This window comes from Halomonas sp. Ps84H-12 (genome assembly GCF_024124725.1).
Taxonomy (GTDB): domain Bacteria; phylum Pseudomonadota; class Gammaproteobacteria; order Pseudomonadales; family Halomonadaceae; genus Vreelandella; species Vreelandella aquamarina.
The window spans coordinates 1-13,386 of record NZ_JAMXSJ010000004.1 but is presented as its reverse complement, the minus strand read 5'-3'; the positions used below and the strand labels follow the sequence as shown (position 1 = coordinate 13,386).

Sequence of the window (13,386 nt, the reverse complement as noted above, 5' to 3'; positions counted from 1 at the left end):
TTATCACAGTTCGACGCGCCGTGTCAGCGGCAAAGGGAGAATCAGGTGTCATCCATCACTAAATTGCGCATTGCCACGCGTAAAAGTCAGTTGGCCATGTGGCAGGCCGAGTACGTCCGCGACCGCTTGATGGCGGCACATAGCGGTCTGGAAGTTGAGCTTGTCCCCCTCTCCACCAAAGGCGACAAAATTCTCGATACGCCTCTCTCCAAAATTGGTGGCAAAGGGCTATTCGTCAAGGAGCTTGAAGACGCCATGCTGGATGGACGCGCCGATATTGCCGTTCACTCCATGAAAGACGTACCCATGCACTTCCCCGAAGGCTTGGGGCTATCGGTGATTTTAGAGGGGGCAGACCCCACCGATGCATTCGTGTCCAACCACTATAACAGCATCGACGAGCTGCCCGAAGGTGCGCGCATCGGTACCGCCAGCCTACGTCGTGGCCTACAAATACGTGAAGCCCGTCCGGACCTGCAAATCCTCAACCTGCGCGGCAACGTCCAGACTCGCCTTGGGAAGCTCGACGATGGCGAGTTCGACGCTATCATTCTGGCCACCTCTGGCCTGCAGCGCCTGGGGCTCGATGCGCGAATCGCCCAAGCACTGCCCCCTGAAATCTGCTTGCCCGCCTGCGGCCAGGGCGCACTAGGCATCGAATGTCGCTTGCACGACCCCGAATTGATTGCGCTACTGGCCCCCTTGGACGATCAGGATACCGCCACCCGCGTGCGCGCCGAGCGCGCCATGAACACGCGCCTGGAAGGTGGCTGCCAAGTACCGATTGCCGGGCACGCCGTACTGGATAAAGCCAACGATACCCTGTGGCTGCGCGGGCTAGTGGGCAACCCAGAGGGCACCGAGGTACTGCGTGCCGAGGGCCGTGGCTCTATCCATGAGCCGGAAGCGCTCGGCATTCGTATTGCCGAAGAGCTGCTGGATCAAGGCGCCGGCGATATCTTGGCAGAGGTTTACGGCCGCAACGTATGAGCCAGCCGGTACTGATTTGCCGCCCTGGGGAGCGGGGCGAAACGCTGGCTGATGCCCTGCGGGCAAGCGAAGGCTGGGTGGAGTCGCTTGACGTGATGCATCTGGAAGCGCTGCCTGAAGATGCTACGCAGCGCCAAGTCTGGTTGGATATTGATCGGTACCATAAGATAGTGGTGGTCAGCCCCTTTGCCGCTTACTGTTTAAGCGAGGCGCTGGATCGCTACTGGCCGCAGCTACCTATCGGTATTGATTACTATAGCGTTGGACGGGGCACTGCCAGCATACTGTTCGATCAGCTTGGGGTTCGGGTACGTATTCCTCCACCCCAGCAGGGTGAAGACACCAGCGAAGCGCTGCTTTCGCTAGCGTCGCTTCGCCACCTAGCACATCAACGAGTACTGCTGGTGGCAGGAGAAGGCGGCCGCACGCTGATCGCCGATACTCTAGCGGCACGCGGGGCCACTATTACCCGGCTGGCGGTCTATCGGCGGGTTTATCAGCCGCCTTCGCCAGCGATGCAAAAGCGCCTCGCCACAGGTGTCTACCGGGCGCTCATCGTCACCAGCGGCGAACTGCTTGAATATCTGGCAAAATGGTGTGGTCCAGCAGCGTTGAACCAACCGCTAATCGTTTCCAGTCACCGTTTAGCTACACTGGCCGGTAAACTGGGTTTTTGTGACCTCAAGGTGGCGTCGGGAGCAACGCCGGCTGCGCTGGTGGCCGCGTTGGATCGGTCCTGCAACCCATAGGGTGCCGATGTCGATCAAGGAACTTAATAAGGGCTAGCGACAGATGAGCAAACAACCAAACGAGCAGGAAGGCGTTAACAACACGTCTGCCGATGCATCCCAAGATAACGCGCAACCGAGCGATACTACGGCATCATCGGCGAAAAGCGAGTCGACTGCTGGCAGCGCTTCCTCCTCTTACGCGGCCAAAAATAGCCGTTCGCGCCGCCGCCATAAGAGTGGCAACAGTGCCTCTTCGGCACCGCAAACCGGCACGGCGAGCAATAACGGGCCGACGTCTGACTCGGCCAAAACGTCCGCCGCTAGCAACACCAAGGACACGAAAGACACGAAGGACACTAAGGACGCCAAGAACAGCGCCGCCGACACCAAGCCAGCCGCTTCGTCGGGCAGTGCCGGTAAGCCAATCCCGCCCGCCACTACAGCCGGTAGTGGTGACAGCAAAGGCGGCGGTCTTGCCATCGCGTTGGTGATTATCCTGGCACTCGCCCTGGGCCTGATCACTTGGCAAGGCTGGCAGCGCCTGGATAGTCAGCAGCAGCGCCTGGACGAATTGGCCCAGCAAGCGCAAAACAGCGCTTCCCAGCAAGCGGTCAGCGAGCTTGAGTCACGGATCGAAGAGGGCGAAGCCGAACGAAGCCAAGCGCTGGAGAGCACCGTGAGCGAACTGCGCAGCGAGCTGGATAGCTATCGCAGCGACATCAACAGCACGCTGGACGAGGTGCTGGCGCAGCTCTCACAAGAGCAGGACACCGACGAGCGCGATTGGCTTCACGCCGAAGCGGCCTACTTGCTGCGTTTGGCGAATCAGCGCCTGCAGCTGGAGGGTGATGTGGAAGGTGCCGCCGCTCTGCTGCGCACCGCCGATGCCCGTCTGGCCGATGCCGATAACCCGGCGCTAACGCCCGTGCGTCGTGAAATTGCCAACGAGCTCGCCGCGCTGGACGCCGTTCCTCAAGTGGACCGCACAGGCATTTACTTAGCTCTGAATGCCCAGCAAGAGCGCGTAGCGGGTCTGCGCCTATCTCAAGAGATCGAAGAGCGCGCCGTGACGTCGAGCATTGAGCAGCCGCCTACCGGCACTTTCCAGCGCCAGCTCGCCCGCTTCGGTGAAGAGCTAAAAGATCTCGTGGTCATTCGTCAGCACGATGAAGCGCTGGAAGCGTTGATCACGCCGGAGCAGGAGTCCTACCTGCGCCAGAGCCTGCGCCTGATTCTCGAGCAGTCTCAGCTAGCGCTGCTCAAAGAGGAGCCCGAGCTGTACGAAGCGAGCATCGACAAAGCCCTGGAGCTGCTGAACGGCTACTACGACACCGAGCGTGCAGAGACCCAGAGCGTCATAGCCCGCCTTCAAGAGCTGAAGCAGGCCGAAGTAAAGCCCGAGCTGCCGGATATCAGCGCCTCACAGCAAGCGCTGGCCAGCTTCATCGACAACCGTTTCGAGTCGCGTCGTCAGGATGGAGGTGATGCATGAGAAAACTCATCCTGTTGATCGTCGCGGGCCTTGCGGTTGGCGCGCTCTTTGGGCACCTGATGATGTCAGTGCCCGGTTACTGGCTGATTCGAGTGGGCGACACCTCGGTTCAAACCTCGTTCTGGTTTGGTCTGGTGCTGCTGCTGGGTGCCTTTATTGTGCTGCACTTCGCGCTGCGCCTGCTTACCGGCATTATTCGCCCGGTTGGTCGCTTCCGTACCTGGAACAGCCGCGCCCGTAACCGTCGCGCCATGAAACGCACCGTGCGTGGTTTGGTGGCACTCACCGAAGGCCGCTGGAAAAAAGCCGAGAAAACCTTGGTGCGCGCCGCCGACGACTCCAGCACACCGCTGGTGAACTACCTATCGGCCGCGCTGGCAGCCCACTATCAGGGCGACCACGAGAAGTCCCAGGAGCATCTGAACCAGGCCCAGCTGACCACCGACGGTGCGGATACCGCCGTTGGCCTGATGCAGGCGCAGCTGATGATTGACCGTCAGCAGCCGGAAGAGGCTCTGGCAATTCTCACTCGCCTGGATAAGCAGCTCACCAATCACCCGCAGGTACTGAAGCTTTTGAAGCAGGTACACCTGAGCGTCAACGACTGGGAAGGCCTGCGCCGCCTGATTCCACGTCTGGCCGCGCAGAAGCTGATTACCCAGCAAGAGCGCGAACAGCTGGAACTCAAAGCGTATCGCGAGCTGATCATCTTCGAAGCGAAGAACCCTACCAATATCGAACGGGTTCGCGGGCTGTGGGCGGATATGCCCGACTACCTGCGCGGCAATACCGAGCTGATCGTGCTCTATACCGAGGCACTGCTACATGCCAACGAAGAGCCGATTGCCGAGCGTCTGCTGAACCACTCACTGGATAACCACTGGGACGCCCGCTTGGTCAAGCGCTACGGCCTGCTCAATGTCGATGCCGCTCGCCAGCTCGCCAAGGCCGAAAAGTGGCTACAAGAGCGCCCCAACGACCCCGAGCTGCTGCTCGCCTGTGGACGCCTGTCACTACGTGTTGGCCAGTGGGAAAAAGCGCTGGAATACTTTGAAGCCAGCCAGCGCCAGCGCCCCAATGGCGAAGTGTGTGCCGAGCTTGCTCGCCTCTACGCAAGCCTAGGCGAGCACAACAAGAGCCAGCTCTACTATCGTCACAGTGTTGATATGCTAGCCAAATCTCTGCCATCGCTGCCCCAACCCAGCGACGCCAGTGACAGCAAGCAGAGCGACCAGAAAGGTAAAACCGTTGATCAGAAGGAAAACCAGAAGAAAAGCGCCTAACCCGCTATCTTCGAGCGTTAACCTTATGCTCTAAACTTAAGGAAGGGTGCCTATCATTGGGCACCCTTTTTTAGTGTTGACGCAATTTGGTTGTTGCGCGCTACTGGCTTGCGGTAATGACATGGCACTTAGCGAGGTGGCTCACTTTGTGTGAAACACTACCAATTACAACCCCGCCTAAATCGCTTAGCCCACGGCTCCCCATAACAATGGCATCAGCTCCACACTCCTCTGCAGTCGCTAATATCACCCGTACTGGATCGCCGTTGATAAGCTGCTTTTCCACATGCTGAGCACCATGCTCTTTGGCTGATTTTGCTGCTTGCTCTAAAAGCTCGTTGCCCAACTTTTCCCGCTCAGCATTGGAAGCTTCCGCATTAACGGCACCAAGCCCCCATACCAAGGTGGCTGCATACATCAGTGATTCGGGCACATGCAGTAGATGGAGTGTTGCATCGTTGCTATCTAATAACTGGCAAGCAATCCGCAGGGCATGCTGTGCATGAGCAGAGCCATCTATGGGAACCAAAATACGTGTATACATAAGGGCCTCGTCTCCTATTCAACTAAAGCATTAGGCGTTTTGTTTCTTAAAACTGGTAGGCTATACTTTTTAAGTATTCCAAACAGTTATGTATTAAAACCATACAGCCGATAGCTTGTGGCCTCTCATACAACAATTCCAATATTATTTGAATAACTGACTATACTCTGGAGGTATCATGGAACTACGCCACCTCAGATACTTCTGCGTTGTTGCCGAAGAGCTCAACTTCACCTGTGCCGCTGAACGGCTGCACATGTCTCAGCCTCCGCTGTCTCGCCAAATCAAGCAGCTAGAACAAGAGGTGGGTACAGAGCTTTTCGAACGTAACTCACGAGGGCTACAGTTAACTCCTTCTGGAATCTTCTTCCAGCAACACGCCATCCAGATACTCGAAAAGGTCGAAGTCACCATTGAAGCTACACGGCATATGGCCCGTAACAAGCGTCAACTATTTGGTATTGGCTTTGTTCCTTCCGTCTTTTACGGTCAGCTTCCCATGCTGGTTCGCGACTTGCGACAAATGGACAATGTCGAGTTATCTTTAGCAGAGCTTACGACAGTTCAGCAAATTCAGGCTTTGAAGGCAGGTCGGATCGATATGGGGTTTGGCCGTATACGGATTGATGACCCAGACGTAGAGCAAGAAATTCTTTTCGATGAGCCAATTATTGCTGCTTTACCCAGCGGGCACCCACTTGAAGGCACAGCCCCAAGCTGTGAAGAGCTGGCCTGCTACCCTCTCATTCTCTTCCCAGCCAAGCCACGCCCGAGCTTAGCTGATATGGTGCTGGGTATTTTTCGTAGAAGGGGGCTGAAAGTACAGGTTGTTCAGGAAGCGAATGAAGTACAAACCGCTCTGAGCCTAGTAGCTTCAGGTATAGGCATTACACTCGTACCAGAACAGGTCAAGCGTGTTCAGCGAGATGGTATTACCTATGTACCGCTAGCGGATAGCAGTATCACATCACCTGTTATATGTAGCCGCCGTCGTGGTGAAAAGCCTTCTCACCTCATGCAAACAGCCAATGCTATTTTAGATGTGCTGGTTGAAAACCGGCGCTCAGGCCGGTATCCATAATTGTGGAAATGTTCTGTTTTAAGGTCGGAGCACAGCGACCGGACAAGGAGCTTCATGGACGACCTCATGGCTAACGCTTCCTGTGACTACCTGAGTGATACCACTACGGCCATGGGTGGTCATGGCCAGCATGGTATTGTGGCTATCTGCTAAGTAATTCACGATAGAGTCAGCCGGATCGCCATGGAGCACTTCCCAGTCAACCTCAAGCGCTTGCTCGCTTTCAACACGGCGTGCCAATTCAGCCAAATAGGCCGACTCTAACACGTCGGTATGACCTAACGACGTTGGTTTGCTAACAGCAAACGTATCTATTACCTGAAGCAGCTGTAAGCGCGCTCCTAATCGCTTCACCAGCGCTGCGGCATAGGGCAGTATTTGTTCGGATAGCGTAGAACCATCAACGCAAACAGCCAATACGTCAACTTGCTGGTGAAGACGGTTATTATAGCGCGGCCCGCACAGAAACACCGGCCGCTGAGAGCGCCGCACAACGCCTGCCGTTACGCTGCCGATCAGCATCTCCGGTACAGGGCGCCGCCCGTGTGCCATCATGCACACTCCTGTATCCTCGCGACTGGCAAGCTGACCAAGGTAAGCTTTAGCGCTGTCATGAACGACAACATCAATAGCTATGTTATGGAGTTGGTGGGCCTCAAAGCGTGTTTTCAGCGTAGCACGGCGTGAAGCTACCGCATCTTGCTCTGGCACCACAGAGATAGCCTTTACCTCTATGCCCAGCTGCGATGCGAGACGTTGTCCAAACTCTACAGCGTTCAGTGAGTACTCGCTGTCATCAATAGCAACCACTATATTATGCATAGTTATTCTCCAAAGACTGTTTAAGCAGTCCTTATTGTTATTAAGCCTTGTGGTTAAGTAGGGTGAAACGCCGGTGCAGCAAGTTATACGCCAGCGCTCCAACGATCACTCCCCAGAAAGCTGAACCAAGACCTAAAAAACTGATTCCCGATGCCGTGGCAATGAACGTCATCACAGAGGCCTCTAAATGGCTTTTCTCGGCAGCGAACGCGCTGATATTGCTACTGATAGCGCCAATCAGTGCTAAGCCTGCAAGTACCGCAACAAATTCGCTAGGCAAGGAGGTAAATAGCGCCACAATGGTGCCCGCAAAAATGCCACCAACTAGATAGAACACTCCATTTGCTACACCTGCGACGTAACGCTTATCGGGGTCTTCATGAGCCTCCTTACTGGTACAGATAGCTGCTGTAATCGCGGCGATCACAGTGGTAATACCGCCGAAAAAGGCCGTCCCGAAAGATGTTAGACTAGCCACAGTAACAATTGGCTTAGCTGGTGTTGAATAGCCTGAGGTACGCAGAATGGCCATGCCGGGCAAGAACTGCCCCGTTAGACTGACCAAGACCAAAGGTATAGCCAAGCTCAAGGTAGCGTTCCACGTCCACTCCGGACGGATGAACTGCGGCTGCGCAAACTCCACTGCAACCCCTTCCAAACTTGCACCTTCTAATAAGACCGCCAAGGCAACGCCGACCACCAATAGCAGTACTAGGCTGTAACGCGGTGTTAGCCGTTTAAATACCAAGTAGGCAATCAACATACCAATCGCCAATGCTGGCACACTTTCCAATGAAACGAAGACGCCAATACCGAATTGAAATAGGATGCCCGCCATCATGGCACTGGCAATGCCGGGCGGAATCATCTGGATAATACGGTCAAAAGAGCCCGTTATACCGATCACGAAAATGATCATCGCTGCCGTCAGATACGCCCCCACTGCTTCATTGAGAGATAATCCCGGAAATAGGGTGACCAGCAAGGCAGTGCCTGGAGCAGACCAGGCAGTCACGACCGGTACTTTCAGCCACAGGCTCAGCAAGATACCCGAGACAGCAGCCCCAATAGAGATGGCCCAGACCCAAGAGGTCATCATCGTGTTTGAGATGTCAGCGCTCTGAGCCGCCTGAAAAAAGATAGCCAGCGGGCCAGAGTACGAGACCAGCACTGCCACAAAGCCTGCGGTGATCGCGGGAACCGACCAATCCTTATGTAATTGCATGCAACAAACTTCCTAGTGCCATTGAATTGCACTGCCTGCCATCAATAGCCCGACAAGTATTGGCTTGCCGGGCTCTCTTCTCAGGCAACGCCTAGGTGAGTTTCCAGGAGCGCAGGGTTGTTTTTTAGCCCCTGAAAATCGCCGCTGTACATCACTTCACCCTTGACTAGCAGTAATTGTTTTTCGGCTACTTCCAGCAGGTTATCGATATTCTTATCGACAATGATGGTCGAAATGCCCGTCGCCTTAATCGTACGAATGATCTTCCAGATTTCATCACGGATCAGCGGCGCTAACCCTTCCGTTGCCTCATCGAGAATCATCAGATCTGGGTTCGTCGTTAGTGCGCGACCAATCGAGAGCATCTGCTGCTCTCCGCCTGACAACAGCGCTCCATCATGATTAATGCGCTGCCCCAAGCGCGGAAACGTGTCCAAAACTCGCTCCATGGTCCAGGGGGTCTCTCCCCGCTCATTGGGGCGCGCCGCCATGATGAGGTGCTCACGCACGCTGATGCCGGGGAATATCCCACGCCCTTCCGGCACGTATCCGATCCCTTGACGCATCAGCTGCCAGGGACGACGCTTCGCGGTTGACACACCCTTGATAAAGACTTCCCCCCGGCGTGGCGGTACAAAGCCGAGGATAGACTTCAACGTGGTGGTCTTGCCCATGCCATTACGGCCCAGCAGGCTGAGGGTCTCTCCGGGCATTAGGGTCAAATCGACCCCATGCAATACATGGCTTTCGCCGTAGTAGGTATGCAGCCCTCGGGCATCAATCAAGGGCGTCTCTGTAGCGTTTGTGGTCATGCGGTTGCCCCCTCATCATGGCGTCCCAGGTAGACATCACGGACTTTCTCACTGTTACGTATCTGCTCCGTTGGGCCACTTTCTAGCACACAGCCATCGACCATGACCGTGATACGGTCGGCCAAGCGGAAGACCGAGTCCATATCGTGCTCAATCAGCACCAGGGTGTAGCGGTCGGTCAAACTGGCGAGCAGCTCCGTGACCTGGGCAGTCTCTTCACGCCCCATGCCTGCCATCGGCTCATCCAACAGCATTAGTGTCGGAGCAGTTGCTAGTACCATGGCAATTTGGAGCTGGCGCTGTTCACCGTAGCTCATGTCCGAGGCGGTCGTATGCGCCCGGTGGTTCAGCTGACAAGTTTCCAGTACCTCTTGAGCCCGCTCGCTCACCTGTCGAGCGGTATGCCGTGAACGCCAACTGCCAAACACACCGCCCAGATGAATACGCGCTGCGAGCTCACAGTTTTGCAGGCATGTAAGACGGGGGAAGATATTGGTCTTTTGATGGCTGCGACCGATACCTAGGCGTGCGATCTGACGCGCATTTTTGCCTTGAATCGGTTGCTGTTGATATAGCACCTCACCTTCCGAGGGTGGAATCTCGCCAGAAAGCAAATTGATCAGCGTGCTTTTTCCAGCTCCATTCGGCCCCAAGATGGCATGTATCTCGTGAGCTTTTACATCAAAATCAACGTCGTTGACGGCGACCAGACCACCAAAACGACGGGTCAGGCCCTGGGTGGCTAAGACAATATCATTGCGCATGGTTTAGTCCCCCTTACTCTGTGTAGCGGGTTGAGCGGAGGCTGAAGATGCTTGTTTTGTCTCGTCCTCGTTGCTAGAAACCGTAGTGCGTTTGCGTTGCCAGGGGGGCGCTATCATCACACCTGCAATACCTCGAGGGAGAACCAAGACAGCGACGATAATCGTCAAGCCCATCAGGATCGGCCAGTGCGTTGTGGCGTGTTCATAGACAAACAGCAGTATCTCGTAAGCAAAAGCGCCTAGGATGGGGCCAAAAATGGTACCCATGCCGCCTAAAATCAGCATCATTAACACTTCGCCAGAGGTGTGCCAGCCAAGCTGAGCCGGGTTGGCGAAACCGTACTGCATCGCCGCCAACATGCCAGCAATGGCTGCCATGACCCCGGCAATCACAAAGGCAATCAATTTGTAGCCACTGGTGGCATAGCCTAGGGCCTGCATGCGGTGCTCGTTGTCGTGAATACCGTCCAGCACCTGGCCGAAATAGGAACGGGTCAACCAGCGTAGAAAGAGATATCCGACCAGCAGCATTCCCAGGCAGAAGTAAAAGAAGCTATAAGGATTATCCAGGTCCACCAGCGTGGTATCGCCTATTGCGAGGCTGGGTCGGAACATAATAAAGACGCCGTCGGTTCCACCCGCAAACTGGGAAGTACTAATGAAGTAGTAAAGCATCTGGCCAAATGCCAGGGTCGTCATAATAAAGAAGATGCCTTTAGTACGAATGACCAAGATGCCAACTATTAGCCCAACGCAGGCCGAGACGCCTATGACCAGTGGTAACATCCACCACATAGACGCTGGGCTAAAATCAGGACTGGCCAAGGCCAGCGTGTAAGCTCCTAAACCGAAAAAGAGCGCATGCCCGAGGCTTACTAGGCCTACGATGCCCACTAACAGATCCAGGCTCATCGCAAACAGCGCCAGAATCAGCATCAACGTCAGCTTCTCTAACATGAAATTAGCTTGGCTACCGAACACGGCCACTCCCCAAAGCGGGAAGGTAGCTACCAGCGCCGTCAATGCCAGCATGATGTAGGCAACGCGCTTGGGGTATCTATGTAACATTGCTTATTCTCCTCACGCGAAAAGACCGCGCGGTTTCACCAGTAAAACCGCCGCCATGATCAGATAGATCACCATGCTGGCGAGACTGGGGATGAGCACCGCCCCAAAGGTGGTGGCCATGCCAATGATAATGGCGCCCCAAAATGCCCCTTTAATGGAACCAATCCCACCGATGACCACAACCACAAAACACGTGATCAAAATGCTGTCGCCCATGCCAGGCGCAATAGAGGTGAGTGGTGCGGCGATCATGCCCGCAAAGGCTGTCAGCGCCACACCAACACTGAAGATGAGCGTAAAAAGAGTACGAACATTGATCCCCAGCCCTTCCACCATGTCGCGGTTGACGGCACCAGCACGAATGATGATGCCCAGGCGCGTATGACGAATCACCCCATAGATCACCCCGGCCAAGGCCAAACAGACGCCCATCACAAAGAGCCGGTAGACCGAGTACTGTAGGTTGTCGGTCAGTTGGATGCTGGCGTCAAACGGTGCGGGTACCGGCACGCGATGTACATCGCCTCCCCAGATCATTCGCTGTGCTTCGTTAAGCACTAAAATCAGCCCGAAGGTCAGCAAGACCTGGTACAGATGGTCACGCTTGTAAAGCGTATCAAGAAACAAGCGCTCAATGATGAGTCCCAGGGCAATCGCGATGGGGATGGCCGCCAACATGGCCAGCCAGAAATTGCCAAAGCGCAGAGTCAAGTCATACACCAGATAGGCGCCAATCATGTACATGGCACCATGGGCGAGATTAATGATGCCCATAATGCCAAAAATCAGTGTTAAGCCACTGGCGATCAAAAACAGCAGCAACCCGTACTGCAATCCATTCAGAAGCTGTACGCTAAAAAATGCGAGATCCATACGATCCCTCCGAGAATCCGAGTGAGGGGCGGACTATTCCCGCCCCAAGGTGATGCAAGAAGCCGTTACATCTGGCAAGCGTCATCAGGGACTTCAAGATTCTCGGCAGCGATACTGACGACCTCATGTTTGCCGTCGCGAATCTCGCGTAGATACACATTCTGGATAGGATGGTGGGAAGCAGAGAAGCTGAGCGGGCCACGGGGGCTGGCCAGTTGCACATTGGCTAACACATCGATCAAACGCTCCCGATCAGACGTATCACCACCCAGCACACTGAGCGCCTGTGCCAGCATCATACCTGTGTCGTAACCTTGCACGGCATAGGTATCAGGCGTTTCTCCGTAAGCATTCTCGTAGGCGGTCACGAAGGACTGATTGGCGTTATTTTCGAGGGTTTCAGCGTAATGAAGCGTCGTCATTACCCCTTCACCCGCCTCGCCCAGCGCTTCCAAGTTACCTTCGGTAAGGAAACCTGAACCCAGCAGGGGGATGCTCTCATTTAACCCTGCTGCAGCGTAATCTCTAACGAAGCTGACACCGCCGCCGCCAGCAAAGAAGGTGTAGACGGCGTCCGGCTCTAGGCTGGCAATCTGGGTTAGGTAGCTCTGAAACTCGGTGCTTGGGAATGGCACCAAAATCTGCTGAACGATTTCGCCATCCTCAGCGGTGAAAGCCTCTTCAAAGCCAGCCAGGTCTTCTTTGCCCCCAGCGTAATCCCATGTAATGGTGACAATTTTTCGATGCCCTTGATTGTACGCCACCTTGCCCATTGGATAGCTGTCTTGCCACATGCTGAACGAAGTGCGGAACACATTCGGCATACACAGCTCATTCGTGGCGGCACCCAACCCTGCGTTCGGAATGATGGTGATAGCGCCAGTCTGTTTGGCAACACGCAACATTCCCATTGCAACCCCGGAGTGAACCGGGCCGATTACGAAGTCAACATTATCTCCATTGACCAAACGGCTCATGTTCTGAGGTGCCTTGGAAGGGTCAGCCTCTGAATCAAGCTCGATATACTCCACATCACGGCCACCCAGTTGGCCACCTTCTTGATCAATGGCCAGCTTCAGGCCGTTAGTGATGGCTTCTCCAAGAGCGGTGTAGGTTCCTGAATAGGGCAGCATTAAGCCAAGTTTTACGGGATCTTCATTAGCAGCGACACTCATCGCTGATAACATCGTAGTGGCACTTAGCAGAGTGGCGAGGGAGGTCTTTTTGAAAGTTTTCATTATATTTTCACCAGGGTTAAGTGGTTTTGAAATTGTTATTTCTAACGTGCTATCGCTTCGAGTGATAGCAGGATAAGTGACTTCCCTGTCTTCATCGGCATCGATTAAACGTGATACACATCAATGACCTGATGGATATAGTCGTTATTCAGCTGCACGACTTTTCTTGTGATCAATGGACGCTCGCTCGACACGTCCAGGGTGTAAAACGAGGTGCCAAAAAAGCTGTCGGTCTTTTTATATCGATGACTCAACGTGTGCCAGTTGAACCGCAGTGTGACCGTGTCACCCTCGTGCGTCAGGATCTCCAGGTTGCTTACCTGGTGCGTAGTACGTGGCTCCGGTGTGCTGGCACCACTACGCTCGGTCTTGATGCGATACACCCGGTCTTCCAACCCTTCGCGGTTGGGGTAGTAGATCAGGGAGATCTCGCTATGGGGGTCGCGGGTGAGCTGGTCGTCGT

Annotated in this window: 14 protein-coding genes; 5 read left to right on the top strand and 9 right to left on the bottom strand. The window is 54.9% G+C overall.

From position 1 onward, the window contains the following. Positions 1–45 precede the first annotated feature (45 nt). Genes hemC through NH344_RS02660 form a run of 4 tightly spaced genes read left to right on the top strand, consistent with a single transcriptional unit; the run spans position 46 to position 4,496 of the window. Positions 46–990 (top strand): hydroxymethylbilane synthase, encoded by a 945-nt coding sequence (gene hemC, locus NH344_RS02675; RefSeq protein ID WP_044629840.1) that lies wholly within the window; start codon positions 46–48, stop codon positions 988–990. Continuing rightward, the gene (locus NH344_RS02670) at positions 987–1,739 is read left to right on the top strand and encodes a uroporphyrinogen-III synthase (protein WP_253027513.1); all 753 of its coding nucleotides are present in this window, start codon (positions 987–989) and stop codon (positions 1,737–1,739) included. Before hemC ends, NH344_RS02670 begins: the two co-directional genes overlap by 4 nt. 43 nt (positions 1,740–1,782) lie before the next feature. Continuing rightward, positions 1,783–3,213 (top strand): uroporphyrinogen-III C-methyltransferase, encoded by a 1,431-nt coding sequence (locus NH344_RS02665; RefSeq protein WP_253027512.1) that lies wholly within the window; start codon positions 1,783–1,785, stop codon positions 3,211–3,213. After that, a complete protein-coding gene (locus NH344_RS02660) occupies positions 3,210–4,496 on the top strand; it encodes a heme biosynthesis HemY N-terminal domain-containing protein (protein WP_062373009.1) in 1,287 nt (428 codons plus the stop codon). Before NH344_RS02665 ends, NH344_RS02660 begins: the two co-directional genes overlap by 4 nt. Before the next feature lie 100 nt (positions 4,497–4,596). Here NH344_RS02660 and NH344_RS02655 read toward each other — a convergent pair whose 3' ends face one another. Continuing rightward, positions 4,597–5,040 (bottom strand): universal stress protein, encoded by a 444-nt coding sequence (locus tag NH344_RS02655; protein WP_062373007.1) that lies wholly within the window; start codon positions 5,038–5,040, stop codon positions 4,597–4,599. A gap of 178 nt (positions 5,041–5,218) precedes the next feature. Here NH344_RS02655 and NH344_RS02650 point away from each other — a divergent pair, with 178 nt between their 5' ends. Further along, positions 5,219–6,121: a LysR family transcriptional regulator gene (locus tag NH344_RS02650; protein ID WP_062373006.1), complete on the top strand. Its 903-nt coding sequence runs from the start codon at positions 5,219–5,221 to the stop codon at positions 6,119–6,121. 18 nt (positions 6,122–6,139) lie between these two features. Here the strand turns inward: NH344_RS02650 and NH344_RS02645 are convergent, their stop codons facing one another. From NH344_RS02645 to NH344_RS02610, 8 genes are all read right to left on the bottom strand, one after another. Further along, a complete protein-coding gene (locus NH344_RS02645; protein WP_062373003.1) occupies positions 6,140–6,943 on the bottom strand; it encodes a universal stress protein in 804 nt (267 codons plus the stop codon). Between the two features lie 40 nt (positions 6,944–6,983). Then, positions 6,984–8,168 (bottom strand): benzoate/H(+) symporter BenE family transporter, encoded by a 1,185-nt coding sequence (locus NH344_RS02640; RefSeq protein ID WP_062373001.1) that lies wholly within the window; start codon positions 8,166–8,168, stop codon positions 6,984–6,986. An 80-nt stretch (positions 8,169–8,248) separates the two neighbouring features. Further along, positions 8,249–8,980, bottom strand: coding sequence for an ABC transporter ATP-binding protein (locus NH344_RS02635; RefSeq protein WP_253027511.1), 732 nt, complete (start codon positions 8,978–8,980; stop codon positions 8,249–8,251). Next, the gene (locus NH344_RS02630) at positions 8,977–9,744 is read right to left on the bottom strand and encodes an ABC transporter ATP-binding protein (protein WP_062372993.1); all 768 of its coding nucleotides are present in this window, start codon (positions 9,742–9,744) and stop codon (positions 8,977–8,979) included. The genes NH344_RS02635 and NH344_RS02630 overlap by 4 nt, the downstream gene beginning before the upstream one ends. A 3-nt stretch (positions 9,745–9,747) precedes the next feature. Beyond that, positions 9,748–10,812: a branched-chain amino acid ABC transporter permease gene (locus tag NH344_RS02625; protein ID WP_253027510.1), complete on the bottom strand. Its 1,065-nt coding sequence runs from the start codon at positions 10,810–10,812 to the stop codon at positions 9,748–9,750. Between the two features lie 12 nt (positions 10,813–10,824). Next, positions 10,825–11,685 (bottom strand): branched-chain amino acid ABC transporter permease, encoded by an 861-nt coding sequence (locus tag NH344_RS02620; protein WP_253027509.1) that lies wholly within the window; start codon positions 11,683–11,685, stop codon positions 10,825–10,827. A gap of 65 nt (positions 11,686–11,750) precedes the next feature. Beyond that, on the bottom strand, positions 11,751–12,923 hold the full coding sequence (locus tag NH344_RS02615) for an ABC transporter substrate-binding protein (protein WP_253027508.1): 1,173 nt from the start codon (positions 12,921–12,923) through the stop codon (positions 11,751–11,753). Between the two features lie 104 nt (positions 12,924–13,027). Next, positions 13,028–13,386 (bottom strand): aromatic-ring-hydroxylating dioxygenase subunit beta (locus tag NH344_RS02610; RefSeq protein WP_253027507.1); only part of this gene is annotated, 359 nt, incomplete at its 5' end.